At 71.1% G+C, this 22,958-nt stretch carries 18 protein-coding genes; 9 read left to right on the forward strand and 9 right to left on the reverse strand.

Translation table 11 applies throughout. The features are described 5' to 3' along the window. Positions 1-75: 75 nt before the first annotated feature. Together AB0G52_RS24980 and AB0G52_RS24985 are read right to left on the reverse strand one after the other, a co-directional pair. Positions 76-459, reverse strand: a complete 384-nt coding sequence (locus AB0G52_RS24980) for a WhiB family transcriptional regulator (protein WP_132891182.1) — start codon at positions 457-459, stop codon at positions 76-78. Positions 460-612: 153 nt separating this feature from the next. Next, positions 613-1,314 (reverse strand): DUF1707 and DUF2154 domain-containing protein, encoded by a 702-nt coding sequence (locus AB0G52_RS24985; RefSeq protein ID WP_132891183.1) that lies wholly within the window; start codon positions 1,312-1,314, stop codon positions 613-615. A 168-nt stretch (positions 1,315-1,482) separates the two neighbouring features. On the opposite strand from AB0G52_RS24985, the gene AB0G52_RS24990 reads away from it, so the two are divergent. The 4 genes from AB0G52_RS24990 to AB0G52_RS25005 all read left to right on the forward strand — a co-directional run bounded on the left by AB0G52_RS24990 (position 1,483) and on the right by AB0G52_RS25005 (position 7,822). Beyond that, on the forward strand, positions 1,483-3,153 hold the full coding sequence (locus AB0G52_RS24990; protein WP_358978475.1) for a fumarate hydratase: 1,671 nt from the start codon (positions 1,483-1,485) through the stop codon (positions 3,151-3,153). 88 nt (positions 3,154-3,241) lie between these two features. After that, positions 3,242-4,627 carry a class II fumarate hydratase gene (locus tag AB0G52_RS24995; RefSeq protein WP_132891185.1) on the forward strand — a complete coding sequence of 462 codons (1,386 nt, stop codon included), beginning with the start codon at positions 3,242-3,244 and terminating at the stop codon, positions 4,625-4,627. A gap of 84 nt (positions 4,628-4,711) precedes the next feature. Continuing rightward, positions 4,712-5,425, forward strand: a complete 714-nt coding sequence (locus AB0G52_RS25000; RefSeq protein ID WP_132891186.1) for a DUF402 domain-containing protein — start codon at positions 4,712-4,714, stop codon at positions 5,423-5,425. Between the two features lie 318 nt (positions 5,426-5,743). Beyond that, positions 5,744-7,822 carry a SpoIIE family protein phosphatase gene (locus AB0G52_RS25005; RefSeq protein WP_361338756.1) on the forward strand — a complete coding sequence of 693 codons (2,079 nt, stop codon included), beginning with the start codon at positions 5,744-5,746 and terminating at the stop codon, positions 7,820-7,822. A 50-nt stretch (positions 7,823-7,872) separates the two neighbouring features. Here AB0G52_RS25005 and AB0G52_RS25010 read toward each other — a convergent pair whose 3' ends face one another. Further along, positions 7,873-10,284 (reverse strand): transglycosylase domain-containing protein, encoded by a 2,412-nt coding sequence (locus AB0G52_RS25010; RefSeq protein ID WP_132891188.1) that lies wholly within the window; start codon positions 10,282-10,284, stop codon positions 7,873-7,875. Positions 10,285-10,540: 256 nt separating this feature from the next. On the opposite strand from AB0G52_RS25010, the gene AB0G52_RS25015 reads away from it, so the two are divergent. The 5 genes from AB0G52_RS25015 (at position 10,541) to AB0G52_RS25035 (ending at position 15,392) form a co-directional block, all read left to right on the forward strand. Further along, positions 10,541-11,458: an SPFH domain-containing protein gene (locus tag AB0G52_RS25015; protein WP_361338761.1), complete on the forward strand. Its 918-nt coding sequence runs from the start codon at positions 10,541-10,543 to the stop codon at positions 11,456-11,458. Further along, positions 11,455-11,715, forward strand: coding sequence for a hypothetical protein (locus tag AB0G52_RS25020; protein ID WP_361338764.1), 261 nt, complete (start codon positions 11,455-11,457; stop codon positions 11,713-11,715). The genes AB0G52_RS25015 and AB0G52_RS25020 overlap by 4 nt, the downstream gene beginning before the upstream one ends. 142 nt (positions 11,716-11,857) lie before the next feature. Continuing rightward, complete coding sequence (locus AB0G52_RS25025; protein WP_132891191.1) at positions 11,858-12,382, forward strand: PadR family transcriptional regulator; 525 nt, start codon at positions 11,858-11,860, stop codon at positions 12,380-12,382. Next, positions 12,379-13,068, forward strand: coding sequence for an ABC transporter ATP-binding protein (locus tag AB0G52_RS25030; protein ID WP_132891192.1), 690 nt, complete (start codon positions 12,379-12,381; stop codon positions 13,066-13,068). The genes AB0G52_RS25025 and AB0G52_RS25030 overlap by 4 nt, the downstream gene beginning before the upstream one ends. Continuing rightward, positions 13,065-15,392, forward strand: coding sequence for an FtsX-like permease family protein (locus tag AB0G52_RS25035; protein WP_361338768.1), 2,328 nt, complete (start codon positions 13,065-13,067; stop codon positions 15,390-15,392). The genes AB0G52_RS25030 and AB0G52_RS25035 overlap by 4 nt, the downstream gene beginning before the upstream one ends. A gap of 38 nt (positions 15,393-15,430) precedes the next feature. On the opposite strand, the gene AB0G52_RS25040 is transcribed toward AB0G52_RS25035, so the two are convergent. The 6 genes from AB0G52_RS25040 to AB0G52_RS25065 all read right to left on the reverse strand — a co-directional run bounded on the left by AB0G52_RS25040 (position 15,431) and on the right by AB0G52_RS25065 (position 22,958). Beyond that, positions 15,431-16,798 (reverse strand): AI-2E family transporter, encoded by a 1,368-nt coding sequence (locus tag AB0G52_RS25040; RefSeq protein ID WP_361338771.1) that lies wholly within the window; start codon positions 16,796-16,798, stop codon positions 15,431-15,433. Positions 16,799-16,916: 118 nt separating this feature from the next. Then, positions 16,917-17,627 carry a transglycosylase SLT domain-containing protein gene (locus AB0G52_RS25045; RefSeq protein ID WP_132891195.1) on the reverse strand — a complete coding sequence of 237 codons (711 nt, stop codon included), beginning with the start codon at positions 17,625-17,627 and terminating at the stop codon, positions 16,917-16,919. Between the two features lie 399 nt (positions 17,628-18,026). Continuing rightward, complete coding sequence (locus tag AB0G52_RS25050) at positions 18,027-19,352, reverse strand: PhoH family protein (protein ID WP_132891196.1); 1,326 nt, start codon at positions 19,350-19,352, stop codon at positions 18,027-18,029. Between the two features lie 436 nt (positions 19,353-19,788). Next, on the reverse strand, positions 19,789-20,562 hold the full coding sequence (locus tag AB0G52_RS25055) for an isoprenyl transferase (protein WP_132891198.1): 774 nt from the start codon (positions 20,560-20,562) through the stop codon (positions 19,789-19,791). Positions 20,563-21,424: 862 nt separating this feature from the next. Beyond that, positions 21,425-22,303 carry an LLM class flavin-dependent oxidoreductase gene (locus AB0G52_RS25060; RefSeq protein ID WP_132891199.1) on the reverse strand — a complete coding sequence of 293 codons (879 nt, stop codon included), beginning with the start codon at positions 22,301-22,303 and terminating at the stop codon, positions 21,425-21,427. Positions 22,304-22,373: 70 nt separating this feature from the next. Further along, positions 22,374-22,958 (reverse strand): hypothetical protein, encoded by a 585-nt coding sequence (locus tag AB0G52_RS25065; protein WP_361338776.1) that lies wholly within the window; start codon positions 22,956-22,958, stop codon positions 22,374-22,376.

The raw sequence follows: 22,958 nt of genomic DNA on the forward strand, positions 1-22,958 counted from the left end.
GCCTCCCCGAACCGCCTCCCCCGAACCCCTCACCGGGTTGAAAAGGCGCCCTCTGTGCGGAGAGGGCGCCTTTTGTCAGCCTGCCTGGGCTATGCGGTTCGCCGCCGTCGCCCGCGCCGCCTTCTTCAGCTCCGCGTCGCGGCGCCTGCGCCTCGCCAGCACCACCCGGCGCTCCGCCGCCGTGAGGCCGCCCCAGACGCCGTAGGGCTCCGGCTGGAGCAGGGCGTGTTCGCGGCACTCGACCATGACCGGACAGCGGGCGCAGACCCGCTTGGCCGCCTCCTCCCGGGACAGCCGGGCGGCGGTGGGTTCCTTGGAGGGGGCGAAGAACAGGCCTGCCTCGTCGCGCCGGCACACCGCCTCGGTGTGCCAGGGTGCGTCTTGGTCCCTGTCCCGCACTGGCACCCGCTGGGCCGGAACGGCAGCTACCTGCAGGGACGAATGCGGCGGTTGCAGCACGGGTCTACTCCTGACGACGGCTTCGCGAGCGAGAGACGATGCAGCAAGGCCTACCCGCTGTGCGCGGGCCTATGCACAGCGTCCTCAACAGCCCTGGCACGGCGCCCTGTTCACGACCCCGGGGACCGCAGGACCGGCACCGATTCGCGACCGTCAACGGTCCAGGTGTTTGCGCAACTTCCGGTCGACCTTGGCGTGCACCCGGTCCAGGATGTCCTCGACGAACTTCCCGCGCTTCGGCCGCGCCTCCACGTTCCCGAGGACGGCCCACCCGTCGACGTAGACGACCGGCGCGTCCGGGTCGCCCGAATCCAGCGTGTCCGCCTCGAAGTTGCCCAGCACACCGCCGCCGGTGCCGCGCAGCGACACGTTCTCCGGGACCCGGATCTGCACGTCGCCGAAGACCGAGAACGCCTTGATGACGACCTGCTGGTACTCGAAGATCGCCTCCGTGAGGTCGATCTCGACGGAGCCGAACACCGCGTACGCGTGCAGCCGGCGGCCGGGCCGCCAGCGGCCGCGGCGGCGGGCGCTGCTGAAGACGGCCACCACATTGCTGTCCGCCTCGACGGGGATCGCGCCGGGCGCGGGACGCGGCGGCACCGACGGGTGGCCGGGGGCGGCCGGACGGGCGTGGGCCGCGGGCAGATCCCGTATGAAGACCTCCAGCTCCCCCACCGTCTTGGCGTTCAGCACCCCCTCCACGCGCTCGGCGTGCTCGTCGGCGGTCAGGCGCCCCTCGGCGAGCGCCTCCCGCAGGATGTCGGCGATGCGGTCACGGTCGGCGTCCGAGGCGCGCAGCTCGGCGGCCGGCGCTCCGGCGTGCCCCTGAACGGTCTGCTTCTGAAGGTCCACGACAGCAGCGTACCGAAACGCGATAGATCGCGACTAGGGGTCGTACCCGGCCGGGCGTGTCGAACTGAGCCTTACCTCACAGGTTCCGTGCCGGCGGCAGGTCCTACGCTGGACAGCGCCCGTCGACGCCGACGGGCGGCCGTCCGTCAGAGTGAGGAATGGGCTGAGATGCCTGAGTTCGCGTACACCGATCTGCTCCCCCAGGGCGAGGACACCACGCCGTACCGGCTGGTGACCTCCGAGGGCGTGTCCACCGTCGAGGGACCGGACGGGCGGACGTTCCTCAAGGTGGAGCCGGAGGCGCTGCGCAAGCTCGCCGCGGAGGCGATCCACGACATCCAGCACTACCTGCGCCCCGCCCACCTCGCCCAGCTGCGCCGGATCATCGACGACCCGGAGGCGTCGGGCAACGACAAGTTCGTCGCGCTCGACCTGCTGAAGAACGCGAACATCGCGGCGGCCGGCGTGCTGCCCATGTGCCAGGACACCGGCACGGCGATCGTGATGGGCAAGCGCGGCCAGAACGTGCTCACCGAGGGCGGCGACGAGGCGGCCCTGAGCCGCGGCATCTACGACGCGTACCTCAACCTCAACCTGCGCTACTCCCAGATGGCTCCGCTCACCATGTGGGAGGAGAAGAACACCGGCTCCAACCTGCCGGCCCAGATCGAGCTGTACGCCACCGACGGCGGCGCCTACAAGTTCCTCTTCATGGCCAAGGGCGGCGGCTCGGCCAACAAGTCGTTCCTGTACCAGGAGACCAAGGCCGTCCTGAACGAGGCCTCCATGATGAAGTTCCTGGAGGAGAAGATCCGTTCGCTGGGCACGGCCGCCTGCCCGCCGTACCACCTGGCGATCGTCGTCGGCGGCACGTCCGCCGAGTTCGCGCTGAAGACCGCGAAGTACGCCTCCGCGCACTACCTGGACGAGATCCCGGCCGAGGGCTCGGAGCTGGGCCACGGCTTCCGGGACAAGGACCTGGAGCAGAAGGTCTTCGAGCTGACGCAGAAGATCGGCATCGGCGCGCAGTTCGGCGGCAAGTACTTCTGCCACGACGTGCGCGTGGTGCGGCTGCCCCGGCACGGCGCGTCCTGCCCGGTCGCCATCGCCGTGTCCTGCTCCGCGGACCGCCAGGCCGTCGCGAAGATCACCGCCGAGGGCGTCTTCCTGGAGCAGCTGGAGACGGACCCGGCGCGGTTCCTGCCGGAGACGACCGACGAGCACCTGGACGAGTCGTCGGACGTCGTGAAGATCGACCTGAACCAGCCGATGGACACGATCCTCGCCGAGCTGACCAAGTACCCGGTCAAGACCCGGCTCTCGCTCACCGGCCCGCTGGTGGTCGCCCGGGACATCGCGCACGCCAAGATCAAGGAGCGGCTGGACGCGGGCGAGGAGATGCCGCAGTACCTGAAGGACCACCCGGTGTACTACGCCGGTCCGGCCAAGACCCCCGAGGGCTACGCGTCCGGTTCCTTCGGCCCGACCACGGCCGGCCGCATGGACTCCTACGTGGAGCAGTTCCAGGCGGCGGGCGGCTCCAAGGTGATGCTGGCCAAGGGCAACCGCAGCAAGCAGGTCACCGACGCCTGCGCCGAGCACGGCGGCTTCTACCTGGGCTCCATCGGCGGCCCGGCCGCCCGGCTCGCCCAGGACTGCATCAAGAAGGTCGAGGTCGTCGAGTACGAGGAGCTCGGCATGGAGGCGGTCTGGAAGATCGAGGTCGAGGACTTCCCGGCGTTCATCGTCGTCGACGACAAGGGCAACGACTTCTTCCAGGATCCGGCTCCCGCGCCGACGTTCACGACGATCCCCGTGCGGGGTCCGGGTCTGGGCTGATCCCGCGCGCCGCGCCCGCCCCCTGCTCCGTTCGGGGGCGGGCGGGGGCGGTCCGGAACATCCCCGCGGTCCCGATCGCTATACGGGTATGAGCGACTACCGCATCGAGCACGACTCCATGGGCGAGGTCCGGGTGCCCGCCGAAGCCAAGTGGCGGGCCCAGACGCAGCGCGCCGTCGAGAACTTCCCGATCTCCGGCCAGCGGATCGAGCGCGCCCACATCGAGGCGCTCGCCCGCGTCAAGGGCGCCGCGGCGAAGGTGAACGCACGGCTCGGGGTGCTCGACGAGGACGTGGCAGAGGCGATCCAGGAGGCGGCCGCGGAGGTCGCCCGCGGGGACTGGGACGAGCAGTTCCCCGTCGACGTCTTCCAGACGGGCTCGGGCACCTCGTCCAACATGAACACCAACGAGGTCATCGCCACGCTGGCGAGCGAGCGGCTCGGCCGGGACGTCCACCCCAACGACCACGTCAACGCCTCGCAGTCCTCCAACGACGTCTTCCCGTCGTCGATCCACATCGCCGCCACCGCCGCCGTCACCCGGGACCTGATCCCGGCGCTCGAACACCTCGCCGACTCGCTGGGCCGGAAGTCCGAGGAGTTCGCCGAGGTCGTGAAGTCCGGGCGTACGCACCTGATGGACGCCACACCGGTGACGCTCGGGCAGGAGTTCGGCGGGTACGCCGCGCAGGTGCGGTACGGCGTCGAGCGGCTGCGTGCCGCGCTGCCCCGGCTCGCGGAACTGCCGCTCGGCGGGACCGCGGTCGGCACCGGGATCAACACCCCGCCCGGGTTCTCCGCCGCCGTGATCGAGGAGGTCGCCCGGGTGACCGGGCTGCCGTTCACCGAGGCCCGCGACCACTTCGAGGCGCAGGGCGCGCGGGACGGGATCGTCGAGACCAGCGGGCAGCTGCGGACCGTCGCGGTCGGCCTGACGAAGATCGCGAACGATCTGCGGTGGATGGCCTCCGGGCCGCGCACCGGCCTCGCGGAGATCGCGCTGCCCGATCTCCAGCCGGGGTCCTCGATCATGCCGGGGAAGGTCAACCCGGTCGTCCCCGAAGCCGTGTTGATGGTGGCGGCCCAGGTCATCGGGAACGACCAGACCATCGCGTTCGCCGGTGCGGCCGGCAACTTCGAGCTCAACGTGATGCTTCCGGTCATCGCGAAGAACGTGCTGGAGTCGGTGCGGCTGCTGGCCAACGTGGCGCGGCTGCTGGCCGACCGGACGGTGGACGGCATCACCGCGAACCGGGAGCGGGCGCGGGAGTACGCCGAGTCGTCGCCGTCCGTGGTGACGCCGCTCAACAGGTACATCGGGTACGAGGAGGCGGCCAAGGTCGCCAAGAAGTCGCTGGCGGAGCGCAAGACGATCCGTCAGGTGGTGCTGGAGGGCGGGTATGTCGAGAAGGGCGATCTGACCGTCGAGCAGTTGGACGAGGCGCTGGATGTCCTGCGGATGACACGCCCGTAACCGGGTGCGAACGTTTCGCGCCGCCCGGGGAGAACCGTGACGTCCACCGCAGCGTCGTATGCCTGTGGCACCTAATATCTGTGCATGGCAGACGGCGGAGCGGTGAGACGCGTGAGGCGCGGGGAAACGGGTGGCGCGACCGGGAACGGGAGCGGTTTCTGGACGCCCGGGAGTCAGATCCTGTGGCGGTACCGGGAGAACGCCGGGGACGGCTTCCACATCGCGCGCCCCGTCACCGTCGTACGGGACGACGCGGAGCTGCTGGCCGTGTGGCTGGCGCCCGGTACCGAGTGCGTCAAGCCCGTGTTCACCGACGGCTCTCCGGTGCGCGAGGAGCCGCTGGAGTCGCGGTACACCAAGCCGCGGACCGTGGGGCACGGCCGCTGGCTGGGCACCGGGGTGCTGAAGCTGGCCCGGCCCGGTGAGCCCTGGTCGGTGTGGCTGTTCTGGGAGCGGGGCTGGCACTTCAAGAACTGGTACGTCAACCTTGAGCAGCCGCTGGCCCGTTGGGACGGCGGGGTGGACTCGGAGGACTACTTCCTGGACATCGCGGTGCACCCGGACCGCAGGTGGGAGTGGCTCGACGAGGACGAGTTCGCACAGGCCCAGCAGGACGGGCTGCTGGACGCGGCGAAGGCCGCAGCCGCCCGCGCGGCGGGCCTGTCCGCGGTCGAGGCGGTACGGGCCTGGCAGGCGCCGTTCTCGGACGGCTGGCAGCACTGGCGGCCGGACCCGGCCTGGGCCGTTCCGTCGCTGCCGGAGGACTGGGACCGCACGCCCGCGCACGTGTCCTCATGAGACCCTTGATGCGCCCCCGGTCCACAACCGTAGGATCGTCCTCCGCAAGGGCGCGTCGAGGACACGCGTCGTGCGCAACTCCCGGGCGATCATCCGGGCTTGACCGAACGTCACCGAGGGGCGGCAGGACGTGAGCGAGGGGTACGAGGGCAGCACGGGCGAACGGCGCGCCGGCCCGGGACCGTTCGCCGGTGGCACGGCAACGGTCTCCAGCCACGCCGGAAATCCGTTCCTGGGGCAGCTAATCCGGGTATCGGACTTTCGGCGGGACCCCCTGCGCGCCCGGCGCGCAGCCCCGGACGGACGGATTCGACACGCGTGACGGAGCACCCCACCTCCTACGAGCGCCCGCAGCCGGGCGCCGACCCCGCTCAGGCCCGCGGGGCGCTCCTGCGTGCCCCGCAGCACCAGGCGCAGGCACAGCCCCACCCGCTCGGCAGCACCGCGTTATCCGCGCAGGCCCGTCCGGGCGAGACGCCCTCCGGCCCCGGTACCAGCACGTCCAAGGAGCACTCCGTCAACGGCCCCGAGCACGCCCAGCCCACCAGCGCTGAGCCCGATCCGCACCGGCCGCGCCCCACCGAGGGCATCCCGCCCCAGCCGGGCGCGGAGCAGGAGCGGGCCGCGGGCCCCCAGGAGCGCCGCAGCGGACGCGGGCTGCCGCCCGGCCGGCCGATGCCGATGCGGCGGGACGGTGACCGGCTGCGTTTCGTGGGGGCCGCGACCCGCCGGATCGCCCGGGGCATCGACCTCGACGAGATCGTGATGGGGCTGTGCCGGGCGACGGTGCCGACCTTCTCGGACGCGATCCTGGTCTATCTGCGCGACCCGCTGCCGGTCGGCGACGAACGGCCCACCGGCGCGGTGGTGCTGCGGCTGCGCCGTACCGACCGGATCCCGGAGGAGCGGGACACCGAGGGCGGTTTCCCGCAACTGCCCGTCCCGGAGCCGGATCCCGCCGACGTCGGGCTGGCCGAGCTCACCGCCGAGCTGTGCGAGGTACGGCCGGGCGGCGCCCTGAACGAGGTGCTGCGGGGCGTGCGGCCGGTTTTCGCGGACTCCCCGGCGGCGCGCTCCGCCCTGCCCGAACTCCTCGGCGAGGGCAACGAGTCGCTCGTCCCCGGCGCCCAGCGCGCGATCCTGGCCCCGCTGCGCGGCCGCCGCCGGGTGATCGGCGCGGCCCTGTTCCTGCGCCGTCCGGAGCGGCTCGCGTTCGAGGCGGACGATCTGCTGGTCGCCGCCCAGCTCGCCACGCACACCGCGCTCGGCATCGACAAGGCGGTGCTGTACGGCCGGGAGGCCTACATCGCCGACGAGTTGCAGCGGACCATGCTGCCCGAGCACCTGCCGAGCGCGACCGGGGTGCGGCTGGCGTCCCGCTATCTGCCGGCGGCCGAGACCGCGCGGGTGGGCGGCGACTGGTACGACGCGATCCCGCTGCCCGGCAGCCGGGTCGCCCTGGTCGTCGGTGACGTGATGGGGCACTCCATGACGTCGGCGGCCATCATGGGCCAGCTGCGGACCACCGCGCAGACCCTGGCGGGCCTGGACCTGCCTCCGCAGGAGGTCCTGCACCACCTGGACGAGCAGGCCCAGCGGCTCGGCAGCGACCGCATGGCGACCTGCCTGTACGCGGTCTACGACCCGGTGTCGCACCGCATCACCATCGCCAACGCCGGGCATCCGCCGCCGGTGCTGCTGCACCTGGGCGGCCGGGCCGAGGTGCTGCGGGTGCCGCCGGGGGCGCCGATCGGGGTGGGCGGGGTCGACTTCGAGGCGGTGGAGCTGGACGCGCCCGCGGGGGCGACGCTGCTGCTGTACACCGACGGTCTGGTGGAGTCCCGGCTGCGGGACGTGTGGACCGGGATAGAGCAGCTGCGGGAGAAGCTCGCCGCGACCGCTCAGCTGACGGGGCCGGATCATCCGCCGCCGCTGGAGGCCCTGTGCGACGAGGTGCTCGACATGCTGGGGCCGGGTGACCGTGACGACGACATCGCGCTGCTCGCCGCCCGGTTCGACGGGATCGCGCCGAGCGATGTGGCGTACTGGTTCCTCGAGCCCGAGGACGCGGCGCCCGGCCGGGCCCGGCGGCTCGCGCGCCGGGCGCTGTCCCGCTGGGGGCTGGAGGAGCTGTCCGACTCCGTCGAGCTGCTGGTCAGCGAGGTGGTCACGAACGCGGTGCGGTACGCCTCGCGGCCGGTGACCCTGCGGTTGCTGCGGACGGATGTGCTGCGCTGCGAAGTGGGCGACGACGTGCCGCAGTTGCCGCGGCTGCGGCAGGCCCGGGCGACGGACGAGGGCGGCCGCGGGCTGTACCTCGTCAACCGACTGGCCAGACGGTGGGGAGCGACGCGGCTCAGCACCGGGAAGGTCGTCTGGTTCGAGCTGAACCGGTGACGCCGTAGGGGCAGCCCCCAGCACTCCTGGGAGTTGCCCCTACGGCGTTGCTACTGGCCGTTCACCGGGTCCAGCGGGTTGTTGGTGTCGCCGTCCGTCGGGGTCTCCGCCGGGAGCGACGGCTCGTTCGTCGTGGGCGGCGGGGAGGTCGTCGGGGTCCCGGACGGGGTCCGTGACGGGGTCTGGGACGGGGTCGCCGACTTCGACGGGGTCTGGCTGGGCGTCTGGGAAGGCGTCTGCGAGGGGGTCGCCGACTTCGACGGGGTCACGGTGGGCTGGACCGCCGCGCCCAGGTCGGTCTGCAGCTCGAACTTCTGCTTCTTGGTGACGCCGAAGGTGTACGTCGCCCAGATCTGCGCCGGGTACCCGCCGCCGTTGATACGGCCGGTGCCGGGGATGAGGCCGGTGGCGCCGGTCAGCGGGACCTGGTTGTGGGTCTTGGCGTCCTCGCCGAACAGGCCGACCGAGGTGACCAGGTCGGGCGTGTAGCCGGTGAACCAGGCCGACTTGTTGTTGTCGGAGGTACCCGTCTTGCCCGCCACCTGCTGGCCGTTGCGCAGCGGGTTCTGGGCCACCGACACCTTCGCCGTACCGTCGTCGACCACGCCGGTCAGCACCGAGGTCACCTGGTCGGCGGCGGCGCGGCTGATGACCTGGTCGCCGATCGGGTCCGGGATGTCGACCTTGCGGCCGGTCTTCTCCGCCGACGCGATGACCGTCGGGGTGACCTTCCTGCCGTGGTTGTCGAAGGTGGCGTAGACCCCGGCCATCTCCAGCGGGCTCGCGCCCATGCTGCCGAGGGTCATGGCGGGCACCGCCTGCAGGCCGGTGGTGTCGAGGCCCAGCTGGTCGGCGGTGCGCATGACGTTCTTCATGCCGACGTCCACACCCATCTGTGCGAACACCGAGTTGACGGACTTGTTCATCGCCGTCTGCACGGTGATGTCGCCGTAGTCGGCCTTGTCCTCGTTCGGCGGCGCGAAGGCGATGTCGCTGCCCTTGACCGGACGGCCGCTGGTGCCGTCGTAGACGGTGTTCGCGTTGATGTCCTTGCCGTCCTGCGTCTTCGCCTGTTCTTCCAGGGCGGCGGCGAGGATGATCGGCTTGAAGGTGGACGCGGGCTGGTAGTCGGCGCGGGTGGCGTTGTCGGTGTAGTGGTCGTAGTAGCTCGTGCCGCCGTACAGGGCGAGGATCTTGCCCGTCCTCGGGTCGACGGAGACGGCGCCGGCCTGGACGTTCTTGTCGACCTTGCGCTTCTTGCCGTTGAGCTTGCTGGTGAGCTGGCTCTTGACGGCCGCCTCCAGCTTGGCCTGTTTCTTCGGGTCGATGTTCAGGGTGATGGTCCAGCCCTGGTCGACGACGAGGGCCTCCGCGTCGGACCGGCTGATGCCCTGTTTCTTCATCAGCTGGTTCTCCAGCTGGGTGTTGGCCAGTTCGACCAGGTAGCCCTTCTGGCCCTCGAGACCGGAGGCGGCCTTCGGCGGCTTGGGGATCGGGAACTTCAGGGCGTCCCGCTTGGACTTGTCGAGCCAGCCCTGGCCGACCATGTTGTTCAGGACGTAGTTCCAGCGCTGCTGCACCAGCCTCTTGCCGACGGGGCCCGCGACCGCCCAGTCGTACTGGCTCGGTGCCTGGAGCAGTGCGGCGAGGTAGGCGCCCTGCTGGACGTTGAGGTCCTTGGCGTCGACGTGGTAGTAGGCCTGGGCGGCGGCCTGGATGCCGTAGGCGCCGCGGCCGTAGTAGCTGGTGTTGATGTAGCCGGCGAGGATGTAGTTCTTGGACTTCTCGCGGTCCACCTTCAGCGTGATGACCAGTTCCTTCAGCTTGCGCGTGATGGTCTGGTCCTGGTCGAGGTAGTAGTTCTTGACGTACTGCTGGGTGATCGTCGAACCGCCCTGGGTGCCGCGGCCCATCGCGGTGTTGTAGAGGCCGCGGGCCATGCCCCGCAGGTTGATGCCGTTGTCGTTGTAGAAGGTCTTGTTCTCGGCCGCGACGAAGGTGTGCTGGACGTCCTTGGGGACCTTGGACAGGTCCACGATCTCGCGGTTGACGGTGCCCTTGCGGGCGAGGACCGTGCCGTCGCTGTACTTGTAGACGTTGCTCTGGGTCTGCGCGAGGGCGTTGCCCGCGGGGACGCTCACCATCACGTACAGCGCGATGAAGGCGCCGATGCCCAGCAGGCAGACGCCCAGGAACGTGCCGAGCATCTTCTTCCAGGTGAACAGCCGGCGTATCCGGCCCTGGGCGGGCTTGCCGGCCTTGCCCGGCTTGCCGGGCCTCGTCTTCGCGGCGGCCTTGCGGCGCTCCGCCCGGGTGGCGCCCTCGGCCACGGACGGGGCCGCGGCGGTGGCGGGGCCGCCCGCCGCCGGCGTCTCGGACTCGGGCGGCGGGGACGGGCGGCTCCGGGGCGCGGCACGGCGGCCACCCCGCTGCCGCGCTTTTCTCTCTTCCGCTCGTCCCATGAGTCCGTCTGCTCCGCTTCGTCTCGGCTGTCACACGTGTGTGCGGCTGTCGCACAAGCACTTGGCTGAGGTCAGTCCAGAAAGCTAACACCGCTCTCTATGACAAAGGACGCACGATCACGCCTTTCGCGGACGTGACAATCAGCACCCTGTCCAACGGAACCGACGACCTGGGGAGACGCAGGGTTGCTCCGCACGGTAAAGTGATATCACTTAGCTAGAACAGAGCTAGGTTTCGTCACTCAGGGGGGAACCCATGTCCGTCCACGACTCGACACTGACCGCCGACGTACCCGAGATGCCCGCCCCGCGTGTGCGGGAGTTCACGGCACACAGCATCGGCGGCGGGCTCGCGCTGCTGCTGGGCCTGGTCGGACTGGCGGCCGCCGTGGCGCTCTTCGCCGCCGCCTCCGTCAACCCCGCCTTCGCGGTCGGCGGTGTCCTCGTCTTCCTCGCCGCCGTCCTCGCGATGCGCGGGCTGAACACGGTGGCACCGGGCGAGGCGCGGGTCGTCCAGCTGTTCGGGCGGTACCGGGGCACGATCCGGCAGGACGGACTGCGCTGGGTGAACCCCTTCACCTCGCGCACGAGGATCTCCACCCGGGTGCGCAACCACGAGACCGCGGTCCTCAAGGTCAACGACGCCTACGGCAACCCGATCGAGCTCGCCGCGGTCGTGGTGTGGAAGGTCCAGGACACCGCGCAGGCCGTCTTCGAGGTCGACGACTACACGGAGTTCGTCGCCACGCAGACCGAGACCGCGGTGCGGCACATCGCCATCGAGTACCCGTACGACGCGCACGACGAGGGCGGGCTCTCGCTGCGCGGCAACGCCGAGGAGATCACCGAGAAGCTGGCCGTCGAACTCCAGGCGCGGGTGGAGGCGGCCGGGGTGCGGATCGTGGAGTCGCGCTTCACGCATCTCGCGTACGCTCCGGAGATCGCCTCCGCGATGCTCCAGCGGCAGCAGGCCGGGGCGGTGGTGGCCGCCCGGCGGCAGATCGTCGACGGTGCGGTGGGCATGGTGGAGGCGGCGCTCGCGCGGATCGCCGAGCAGGACATCGTGGAACTGGACGAGGAGCGCAAGGCGGCGATGGTGTCCAACCTGATGGTGGTGCTGTGCGGGGACCGGGCGCCGCAGCCGGTGCTCAACACCGGGACCCTCTACCAGTGACGGACTCGCCCTCTCCCGAGGAGGCGCCGCGGCGCCGGCCGCAGCAGCGCAAGCAGGTGCTGCTGCGGCTGGACCCGTCGGTGTACGACGCGCTGGCGCGCTGGGCCGGCGAGGAGTTGCGCTCGGCCAACGCCCAGATCGAGTTCCTGCTGCGCCGCGCCCTCGCGGAAGCGGGCCGCCTCCCCGGCGAGGCGGGCCCCCTGCCGCGCCGGGGCCGGCCACCGGGTGGTTCCACCCCGGGAACCCCGCCGGCCTGAAGCCCGGCCGCCGCGGCGCGGTGTCGCAGAACCGTGACATTCGGCCCCCACCTGCGCGGACACCCAGCGCGAGGACCGTGGGCCACGGCCTGCACACGGCGCGTATACACACCGCGTATACACGGTGTGTAGAGTGCTCCGCATGTCCATCGGTCACACCCTCCTGGGGCTCCTGGAGTCCGGCCCGCGCCACGGTTACGACCTCAAGCGGGCCTTCGACGAGAAGTTCGGTCACGACCGGCCGCTCCACTACGGCCAGGTCTATTCGACGATGTCCCGGCTGCTGAAGAACGGCCTGGTCGAGGTCGACGGCATCGAGGCGGGCGGCGGCCCGGAGCGGAAGCGGTACGCCATCACGGACGCCGGGATCACCGACGTCGAGCGGTGGCTGGCGACGCCCGAGAAGCCGGAGGAGTACCTCCAGTCGACGCTGTACACCAAGGTCGTGCTCGCGCTGCTGACGCACCGCGACGCCGCCGACATCCTGGACGGCCAGCGGGCCGAGCACCTGCGCAGCATGCGCATCCTGACGGACCGCAAGCGCCGCGGCGATCTCGCCGACCAGCTCATCTGCGACCACGCCCTGTTCCACCTGGAGGCGGACCTGCGGTGGCTGGAACTGACGGCCGCGCGGCTCGACAAGCTCCGGACGGAGGTGGCCAAGTGAGCGCTCCCGCTGGTTCGCTGCTCGCGGCCGAGGGGCTGCGGAAGGCCTACGGCCCGACCGTCGCGCTCGACGGCGCCGAGTTCTCGATACACGCCGGCGAGGTGGTCGCCGTCATGGGCCCGTCCGGGTCCGGCAAGTCGACCCTGCTGCACTGCCTCGCCGGGATCGTGCCGCCGGACGCGGGTTCGATCCTGTACGCCGGGCGGGAGATGGCGACCATGAACGACGCCGAGCGCAGTGCGCTCAGGCGCAGCGAGTTCGGGTTCGTCTTCCAGTTCGGGCAGCTGGTGCCGGAACTGACCTGTGTGGAGAACGTGGCGCTGCCGCTGCGGCTGAACGGCACCTCCCGCAAGGAGGCCGAGAAGGCGGCCCTCGGATGGATGGCACGGCTGGAGGTCGACGACCTCGCGAAGAAGCGGCCCGGTGAGGTCTCCGGCGGCCAGGGGCAGCGGGTCGCGGTGGCGCGGGCCCTGGTGACCGGGCCGCGGGTGGTGTTCGCGGACGAGCCGACCGGCGCGCTCGACTCGCTCAACGGCGAGCGCGTGATGGAGCTGCTGACGGATGCCGCCCGGTCCACCAACGCGGCCGTCGTGCTGGTCACGCACGAGGCGCGGGTGGCCGCCTACTCCGACCGCGAGATCGTCGTACGGGACGGCAAGTCCCGGGACATGGAGCGGACCGTATGAGCGGGCGCTGGGCCGGGGATCTGGCCATGGGGGCGCGGTTCGCCCTGACCGGCGGGCGGGAGGGCTGGATGCGGGCCCTGCTCACCGCGGTCGGCGTGGGACTCGGCGTCGCCCTGCTGCTGCTCACGGCGGCGGTGCCGAACATCCTGGACGCCCGGCACGCGAAGGAGGCCGCGCGGCAGGACTTCGCGGTGACACCGCCGAGGATCCCCGCGGCCGACGACACGATCGTCGTCGGCCACGTGAACACCTCGTGGCACGGCGCGGACATCCGGGCCCGGCTGGTCGACCCCGACGGGCCGCACGCCCCGGTGCCGGTGGGCGTCGACCGCGTCCCGGCGGCCGGCGAGATGTACGTCTCCCCCGCCCTGGAGAAGCTGCTGAAGGCGCCCGGCAACGGGCTGCTGCGCGAGCGGCTGCCCGCGAAGGTGGTCGGGACGATCGGCGAGCGGGGGCTGGTCGGCCCGACCGAACTCGCCTACTACGTGGGCGTGCAGGGGCTGGAGCAGCAGATCGGCCACGGCCCGGAGGTCGGCCGCATCAAGCGCTTCGGGGACTCCTCCGGTGACTCCTCGGAGGGGCTGGACCCGATCCTGCTGCTGCTCGTGCTGCTCGTCTTCGTGGTGCTGCTGGCCCCGGTCGGCATCTTCATCGCCACCGCCGTCCAGCTCGGCGGTGAGCGGCGCGACCGGCGGCTCGCCGCGCTGCGGCTGGTCGGCTGCGACGGCCGGATGGTCCGCCGGATCGCCGCCGGGGAGGCCATGGCGGGCGCGGTGCTCGGCCTGGTGCTCGGCACCGGGTTCTTCCTGCTGGGCAGCCAGGCGGCGGCCACGATCGAGCTGTTCGACGTCAGCGTCTACCCGGACTACCTCACCCCGACGCCGGCCCTGGCCGCCCTGGTCGCGGTCGCGGTGCCCGCCGCAGCGGTCCTGGTCACCCTGTTCGCGATGCGCCGGGTCGTCATCGAACCGCTCGGCGTGGTCCGCACGGCGCGGCCCGCGCGGCGTCGGCTGTGGTGGCGGCTGCTGCTGCCGGTCGGCGGCCTCGCGATGCTCTACCCGATGATCGGACAGGGCGCCGACGGCGGAAACTTCAACCAGTACCTGGTGACCGGTGGCGTCCTGGCGCTGCTGGTCGGCGTCACCGCGCTGCTGCCCTGGGTGGTGGAACGCGCCGTCGGCCGCCTCGGCAACGGCGCCGTCTCCTGGCAACTCGCCGTACGCAGGCTCCAGTTGAGCAGCGGTACGGCCGCCCGGATGGTCAACGGCGTCGCGGTGGCGGTGGCCGGCGCGATCGCCCTGCAGATGCTGTTCTCCGGCGTGCAGGCCGACTACACCAAGAACACCGGCAAGGACCCGCACCGCGCCCAGATGGAGGTGGACCTGCCGGAGGGCGTCCAGGTGGCCGCCGCGGGGGACAGGCTCAAGGCGACCAGGGGGGTGAAGGGGGCGGTGGCGCTGTCCCGGACGGAGTACGGCGACAAGCGCCTCGACCCGGAGAGCACCGTGCAGGTGATCGTCGGGGACTGCGCGGCCCTGCGCGAGGTGGCGGTCCTGCCCTCCTGCCGCGAGGGGGACGCCTTCCTGTCGGCCACCTGGTCCGACGGGGCCCGCAGGTTGCTGGCCCCGGGCCGCGCGGTGTGGGTCGGACCGTCCTACAGCGGCAGCCCCGGCGTCGAGGCCCCGTGGACCGTACCGGCGAAGCTGCCGAAGGTCCCCACCCGCAAGGACACGCTGAGCACCGACCTCAACGGGGTCCTGGTCACCCCGTCCGCACTGCCCACGAAGGCGCGGACGGCTCCGCGCGGAACCGTGTACCTGCGGCTGGACACCGCGGTGCCGGACGCGGAGGAGCGGGTGCGCACCGTCGTCATGGGCATCGACCCGCTCGCCTACACCTGGACCTGGGCGGCGACCACCCGCGACCCGAAGTACGACACCATCCGCACCGGCCTGTTCGTGGGCGCGGCCGCCGTCCTCGCCCTCATCGGGGCGAGCCTGCTGGTCACCCAGCTGGAGCAGTTGCGGGAGCGCAGGAAGCTGCTGTCGGCGCTGATCGCGTTCGGCACCCGGCGCCGTACCCTCACCCTGTCCGTGCTGTGGCAGTCGGCGATCCCCATCGCGCTGGGCCTGCTGCTCGCGGCGGCGGTCGGGCTGACGCTCGGCGGGGTGCTGTTGAAGATGACCTCGGTGCCGTTGCGGGTGGACTGGGTGAGCGTGCTGTCGATGACCGGTATCGGCGCGGGGGTCGTCGTCGCGGTGACCCTGCTCAGTCTGCCGCCGCTGCTGCGGCTGATGCGCCCCGACGGCCTGCGGACCGAGTAGCGGACCCCGGCAGTCGCCCCGAAGACCCCGTCCACCGGTCAGTGCGCGGGGTCTTCGGCCGTCTCCAGCTCCACGTCCCCGGGCCCCGCGGCGGCCGCGTCGCCAGCCTGCGCCGCCTCGGCCTCGACGTCCTCGTCCCCCTCGTCCTCCTCGTACCGTTCGTGCGAGTGCTGGTGGAGATAGCCGACCACCGTGTTCGTCACCGCCACCAGCGGTACGGCCACCACCGCGCCGCCGATGCCCGCGACCATGCCGCCGGCCGCGACCGTGAGGACCACCGCGAGCGGGTGCACCCGGACCGCCCGGCCGAGGATGAACGGCTGCAGGACGTGGCCCTCGATCTGCTGCACGGCGAGGACGACGACCAGCGTCATGACCGCCGTGAACACGCCCTGGGTGACCAGGGCCACGACCACGGCCAGGGCCCCCGAGGCGACCGCGCCGACCAGCGGGATGAACGAGAACAGGAAGATGAAGACGGCGAGCGGGACGGCCATGGGGACGTCCAGGAAGTAGATGCCCAGGCCGATGAATATGGCGTCGATGAGCGCGACCAGCACCGTGCCCCGCACGTAGGCGGTCAGGGTGCGCCAGGCTCGCGGCCCGGCCCCGGCCACACCCTCGCGGGCGGCGGAGGGGACCAGCTTCAGGAACCACTGCCAGATGCGCGCGCCGTCGTAGAGCAGGAAGAGCGTCGAGAAGAAGACCAGCAGCATGCCGGTCAGCGCCTCGACCACGACCTGGACGCCCTCCAGACCGAAGGACGTTATCTGGTCGGTGTTGGCGCCGATGGCCTCGCGGAGGTTCTTGGCGATCTGGTTGATCTGCTTGTCGGTGACGTGGAAGGGGCTCTTCAGGAGCCAGTTGCGCAGATCGTCGATGCCGCTCTGGATCTGGTTGGAGAGCGTGTCGATGTTCTCCATGACCTGCCAGGTCACGAACCAGCCCATCAGGCCGATCACCACGAACCCGGAGATCGCGGTGAGCGCCGTGGCCGGACCGCGCGGCACGCCGCGCCGGCACAGCCGGGCGACCGTGGGCTGGAGCAGCGCGGTGATCAGCAGCGCGATGACGAAGGCGAAGACGACGAGCTGCACGGCGCTGATGATCCGCATCAGGACCCAGACCGTGCCGGCGAGCACCAGCAGCCGCCAGCCGGCCTCGGCGGCGACCCGCACTCCCCAGGGGACGGCGGTCACGGGGTCGGGGCGCGGGGCGGGTTTCCGGGCCCGCTGGGGCCGGTCGGCCTTCTGGGCCGGCACGGGAGCGGATGCCGGAGCGGACGACGGGGGCGGTTCCGGTTCGCCGCGCTCCCGCTCCACCTCGGCCCGCCGCTCGTCCAACCGCTCGCCCATCTCGGTCAGTCCGGCACCGAGCCGGCCGAGCCACTGAGGCACTCGCGACATGATCCGCCCTCTGCTCCTCACCACTCCCCCCTGGAGTCGTCCGCTCCGACCGTACAGGGCGACAGCCCCTCCCCCAAGGACGGGGAGGGGCTGTCGGAGGTTGAGAGACCGAACGGCTCTAGTACCAGTGGTTCGCCTGCCAGAAGGACCAGGCCTCGCACGGGCTGCCGTAGCGCGAGTTCATGTAGTTGAGGCCCCACTTGATCTGGGTGGCCGGGTTGGTCTGCCAGTCGGCGCCCACGGAGGACATCTTGGAGCCGGGCAGCGCCTGGAAGAGACCGTAGGCACCGGAGGAGGCGTTGACCGCCTGGTAGTTCCAGCTGGACTCGTGGTCCACGATGTTGCTGAAGCACTGGAACTGACCGCTCGCCACCATGCTCTGCGCCATCGCCTGGATCTGCGCCACGGTGTACGAGCTCTGGACCGGGAAGCTGGCCACGGACGCGGAGCGGCTGGCCGCCTTCTTCGCCTCGGCGCGCGCCTTGGCGTCCTTGGCCGCCTTCTCCGCCGCCGCCTTCTTGGCGGTCGCGGTCTTGGCCGCCGCCACCCGGGCCGCCTGCTCGGCGTCCTTCTTGGCGCTCGCGTCGGCCTGGATGGCCATGGCGTCGGCCTGCTGCGTCAGGGACGCGGTCTGCACCTGGGCCTGCTGACCAGCGGGCAGGTCGGCGAGGAGCGTGGTGTCGGCTGCTGTCGCCTCTGCGTCGTTGTTCGGCTGCGCCACGCTGCCCGAGGCAACACCGACGACGCTTCCGACAGCGGTGACCGCCGTGGCCGAGGCCACTGCGAATCCCCGGACCGAGATCCGGCTCACACGGTTTCCTTCCAGCATCGCCCGCTTCGGTGACCCTGGCGGACGCAATCGTGCCCCTGGCGCTGGCCTCCTCACTACTGGGTCACGGGAGACACGGGCCCGGTGGGCGGCTCCCGCGAGGGAGCGCCGCGTGGTGCTCGGGCGGCATACGACGTCGCTATGGAATTGGCTGCGCTGCATCTGTTGTTCCGTACCGCTGGGGGTACAGGTGTGTCGTATGCGGGGCCTGACAGGAACGAGACTCTGCCGTAACCGGACGCCGGGTGGCAATTCCGAGTTGCGTGTGAAAGCTCACATCCCGTTTCCCCCACGGGATTTCAGGAAACCCGCACACGCGAAGGCGCCGCCCGGCTAGGCTCGGGGCCTTTGCCGGACGGCACCAACAGATGGCTGATCAGCCCATGTTGGACACAGGGCTCAGATGTGTCCGTCCTCCAGCATTTCGGTCACCAGTGCGGCGATCTGGGACCTCTCGGACCGGGTGAGGGTGACGTGCGCGAAGAGCGGATGCCCCTTCAGCTTCTCGACCACGGCGACCACGCCGTCGTACCGGCCCACCCGCAGGTTGTCCCGCTGTGCCACGTCATGGGTCAGCACCACCCGTGAGTTCGCGCCGATCCGGGACAGAACGGTCAGCAGGACGTTCCGTTCCAGCGACTGGGCCTCGTCCACGATCACGAACGCGTCGTGCAGGGAACGGCCGCGGATGTGGGTGAGCGGCAGGACCTCCAGCATTCCGCGGGCGGTGACCTCCTCGATGACCTCGCGGCTGGTGACCGCGGAGAGGGTGTCGAAGACCGCCTGAGCCCAGGGGCTCATCTTCTCCGCCTCGCTGCCCGGCAGATAGCCCAGCTCCTGCCCGCCGACCGCGTACAGCGGCCGGAAGACCATCACCTTCTGGTGCTGACGGCGCTCCAGGACCGCTTCCAGGCCCGCGCACAGCGCCAGCGCGCTCTTGCCGGTGCCGGCCCGGCCGCCCATCGACACGATGCCCACGTCCGGGTCGAGCAGCAGGTCGAGCGCGATGCGCTGCTCGGCGCTGCGGCCCTTGATGCCGAACGCCTCGCGGTCGCCGCGCACCACCCGGATGGTGCCCTCGGCCGTCACCCGGCCGAGCGCCTTGCCCCGCTCGGACTGGATGGTCAGACCGGTGTGCACGGGAAGGTCGGCGGCCTCGGGCGCGTACACGTGGCCTTCCTCGAAGAGGATGTCCACCTGCTCGCCGGACAGGGTCAGTTCGGACATTCCGGTCCAGCCGGAGGAGTCCGTGATGGCGAGTTCGGCACGGTACTCCTCGGCGAGGAGACCGACCGAGGACGCCTTGATCCTGAGCGGCAGGTCCTTCGACACGACGGTGACGTCGTACCCCTCGGCCTGCAGGTTGCGGGCGACCGCCAGAATACGGGAGTCGTTGTCCCCCAGGCGGTAGCCGCTCGGCAGGACGCTGGGGTCCGAGTGGTTGAGCTCGACACGGATGGTGCCGCCCAGGTCGCCGATCGGGATGGGGGCATCGAGGCGGCCGTGCCGGACCCGGTAGTCGTCCAGCAGGCGCAGCGCCTGCCGGGCGAAGTAACCGAGCTCGGGATGGTGCCGCTTGGCCTCCAGCTCCGTGACCACCACGATCGGGAGCACGACCTCGTGCTCCTCGAAGCGGGTCATGGCGTTCGGGTCGGCCAGCAGGACGCTGGTGTCGAGAACATAGGTGCGCCGGTCGGACTTGCGGCGCGCTGTGCTGGTCACCACGGAAGGACGTACCCCCTCGGATGAGGTCGGGGAGCGACGAGGATGGGGACCGGGGTGGGCCGGGCGGGAGAAGTCCCGACCGGTCGACGGCCGCCCTGCACGGGCCGAAAACCGGCCCCCCGCTGCTTCTTCCGTGCCGTGACCGCACGGTCGGGCTGGTGCAAAGGGCCTCCCGGGCGAACGGCCCCGAGCCGCCCGCTGAGATCCGATGCCCGTGGTTCGGGCATCGACCTGTTTGGCTTATGCCCTCGAACATGCGCCGCCATGCCACTGTCTGCAACGACGAGAAGGTGAACTCCGTGTTACCCGTGCCCCGAAAAGGGTGATTCACGCCTCATGGGTGAGCTGGGGCCGTCCGCCGTGACGACGGGGTTGTCCGGCGTGGCGGGGGTGCGGCGGGACATGTGTCGTGTTGACGTCCGCCGTCACCAAGACGTCACCCGCCGTAGCGGCGGTGGCGGGCCGCGTAGTCGCGCAGGGCGCGCAGGAAGTCGACCTTGCGGAACGCGGGCCAGAAGACCTCGCAGAAGTAGTACTCCGAATGGGCGGTCTGCCAGAGCATGAATCCGGACAGCCGCTGCTCGCCGCTGGTGCGGATCACCAGGTCCGGGTCGGGCTGGTCGCCCGTGTAGAGGTGACGGCCGATCATGTCGATGTCCACGGAGTCGGCGAGGCCCTCCATCGAGATGCCCTTCTCGTGGGCGTCGAGGATCATCGAGCGGACCGCGTCGGCGATCTCCTGCCGGCCGCCGTAGCCGATGGCGACGTTCACCAGTATTCCGTCGACGTGCGCGGTGGCCTCCTCGGCCTCCTTCAGCGCGTGCTGCATCTGCGAGGGCAGCAGGTCGGGGGTGCCGACGTGGTGGACCCGCCAGCGGCCGTCGGCGGCGAGGGTGCGGACGACGTTCTCGATGATGCCGAGGAGGGGGACCAACTCCTCCGGCGGGCGGTTGAAGTTGTCCGTCGACAGCAGCCAGAGGGTGACGACCTCGACGTCCGTCTCGGTGCACCAGCCGAGAAACTCCTCGATCTTCTCGGCGCCGGCCCGGTGACCGTCGACGGGGGTGGAGCCGGCGGCCTTCGCCCAGCGTCGGCTGCCGTCCACGATCACACCGATGTGCTTCGGCACCTGAGCGTGGTCCAGGTGGCCTTCCACCCGGCGTGCGTAGAGCCTGACGAGCAGGCCGCGCAGCTTGTCGCGCAGGTTCACTTGAAGTCCGCCCCTCGTGATTCGGCTGCGGGAGTGTGCGGGAATCCGCGGGCCGAAGCCTACCCCGCTGGGAGTTGAGGGGGGCTCCGCGGGGAGGGAGGCCGCCGGACGGGGAGTTGCGGCGCCCGAACGGCCGCATCCCGGGCACCTGGAACCGGGGGCGCCGGACGCGAACGGGGACGGCGCCGGGGGCAGAAAAAACGGGCCGGTCCGTGGGGGGGAGACGGACCGGCCCGAGGGGGGGTTTCCACCATAACCCTTTGTAAGTGATGCTGCGCGCATCGGCGCGCCATCACTACTCTCCGCAGTCGTCCGACAGCGCCCTGAGGGGGTGGAAACGCTGGATTCAGAGGCCTCTGATGGCCGATTCACGGCGGAATCCCAGGGAAAGTGGCCCCCAACGAGGAGATCAAGAGGGTTTGAGCCGTCTTGAGGGCCCCTCGGAGGGTTGTCCGTCCGTCCCTCCGACGGGCGACCTCTGCCGCGAACGGCGGCTTGACGGGAGCGGCTGACGCATCACGGCACCGCGCAGCCCCCTCCACTGCGCGGTGCCGCCCGCGCAGCTTTGCTCACGCGAATTACCTTGGTCCGAACTTACGCGAATCCCTGGTGCGACATGAAGCCGGGACGGTAACGATGTGGGAACGCCACGACAATGTGGAGTGAACGCGAAGATCCACTGTTCGCTTATGCGTAGTTCCAGGGTGATCCGCGCCGGTTGACCCTGTTGCACGGGACCGTCCCGACATGCCCCGCAATGATCGCTGGAGTGTGGCGCGGGCGGGGCGGCCTGCCGTGAACCCGGACGGCGGTTCTTGGCCATTCTCCGGCGCCTGGCATTCCAAGGCGGGTGCATCGGGGCTCACGGCACGAGCGGCCGGACCTCCTGTGCGGTGAACCGTACGAAGCCCTCGGGGTCGGGTTCGTCTCCCGTCGGCTGGAGGATCACGGTGTCGGCGCCGGACTCCGCGAGCCGCCGTACGGCCTTCGCGACGGCGTCCGCGTCCCCGGCGACCCCGAGGCCGGGGACGGAGTCCAGACCCTCCGCGACGAGTTCGGCCCGCAACCGGGCGGCGGCGTCGGGTCCGGTGGCGGTGAGCAGATAGACGACGACCGGGTGCGGTTCGCCCACATCGCGTCCGGCTGCGGCCCGCCCCTCCTCGATGAGCCGCCGCGCCCGGCGGACCCCGTCGGGGGAGGTGGCGGACGTGAGCACGGTCCCGTCGGCGGCCTCGCCCGACAGCCGCAGCGTGCGCGGCCCCTCGGCGCCGGCGAGGACGCGGACGGGGGTGGGCGGCGGCCAGTCCAGCGCGACGTCGTCGAGCCGGACGTACCGCCCGCTCACGCTCAGCCGCTCCCCGCGCAAGAGGCCGCGCAGGGCGTCGAGATGCTCCCGCAGCAGGGTCAGCGGGGACTGGGCGCGGACGCCGACCTGGCCCATCCAGTCCTGCACGCCGTGTCCGACGCCGAGGACGGCCCGGCCGGGGAACATCCGGTGCAGCGTGGCCGCCTCCATCGCGGTGAGGGCCACGTTCCGCAGGGGGACGGGCAACAGGCCGACGCCGATCCGCACCCGCTCACTCCAGGCGAGCGCGGCGGCTGCCGCCGAGATCCCACCCTCCCGAAAACAGTCCTCCCACAGCCACAACTCCTCAAGCCCCACCTCGTCAGCCACCCGAACCACCTCACGAAGCCGCTCGGGGGGAAGCTGGGGGCGGAACACTGCGCCTAGTGCGGTCATGGAGGTGGTCCTACCCCGAGGCGAGCAACCGGCAACGCGGTCCGGCAACTCGGTCGCGGCTACGGGTACTTCAGGGCCCGGCATGGGTGACGTTCTGCTCTTTCGGGGAGGGTTGTCGGAGCACGTGGAACCGCCGGGGGCCGGGAGCGGCGATGACAGCGGCGTAGCGCGGGTCGCCGGCACACCACACGTGCCTGACCTGCGCGGTCTTCTCGGTGGTGTAACCACGGCCGAGACGCCGTCGCCACCACATGGACCGCACGTGCGCGTGGAGAACCATCACCAGCGTCTCGTCCGGGTGCTCGGGGTCGGGGAATCCCAGCCAGACGTCCCCGGCAGTGGCTCCGGGGACGTCTCCGATTCCGCTCTCGGGCTCCTCGAACACCCGCCAGGGGTAATTGCGCAGCAACCGGCGGGTGTGGAAAGCCCAGGAGATGTAGGCAGGCTGGAGAAACGCCCGGTAGAACGTGTAGAGCAGGGGCACGAAGAAGAGCCACAGCGTCCAGCTGATCGACATGACCACGTACCAGGCCAGCAGGCCCAGCCACGCGGCTGGCCACAGAGCCTGGCCCAGGAACGCACAGGTGACCAGCTTCGCCCAGGCGCGGCGGGTCGCGGGGTCGTCCCAGGCCGTCGAATGGTGCGTGGGTGCCAT

Source organism: Streptomyces sp. NPDC021562, assembly GCF_040640875.1.
Lineage (GTDB): Bacteria > Actinomycetota > Actinomycetes > Streptomycetales > Streptomycetaceae > Streptomyces.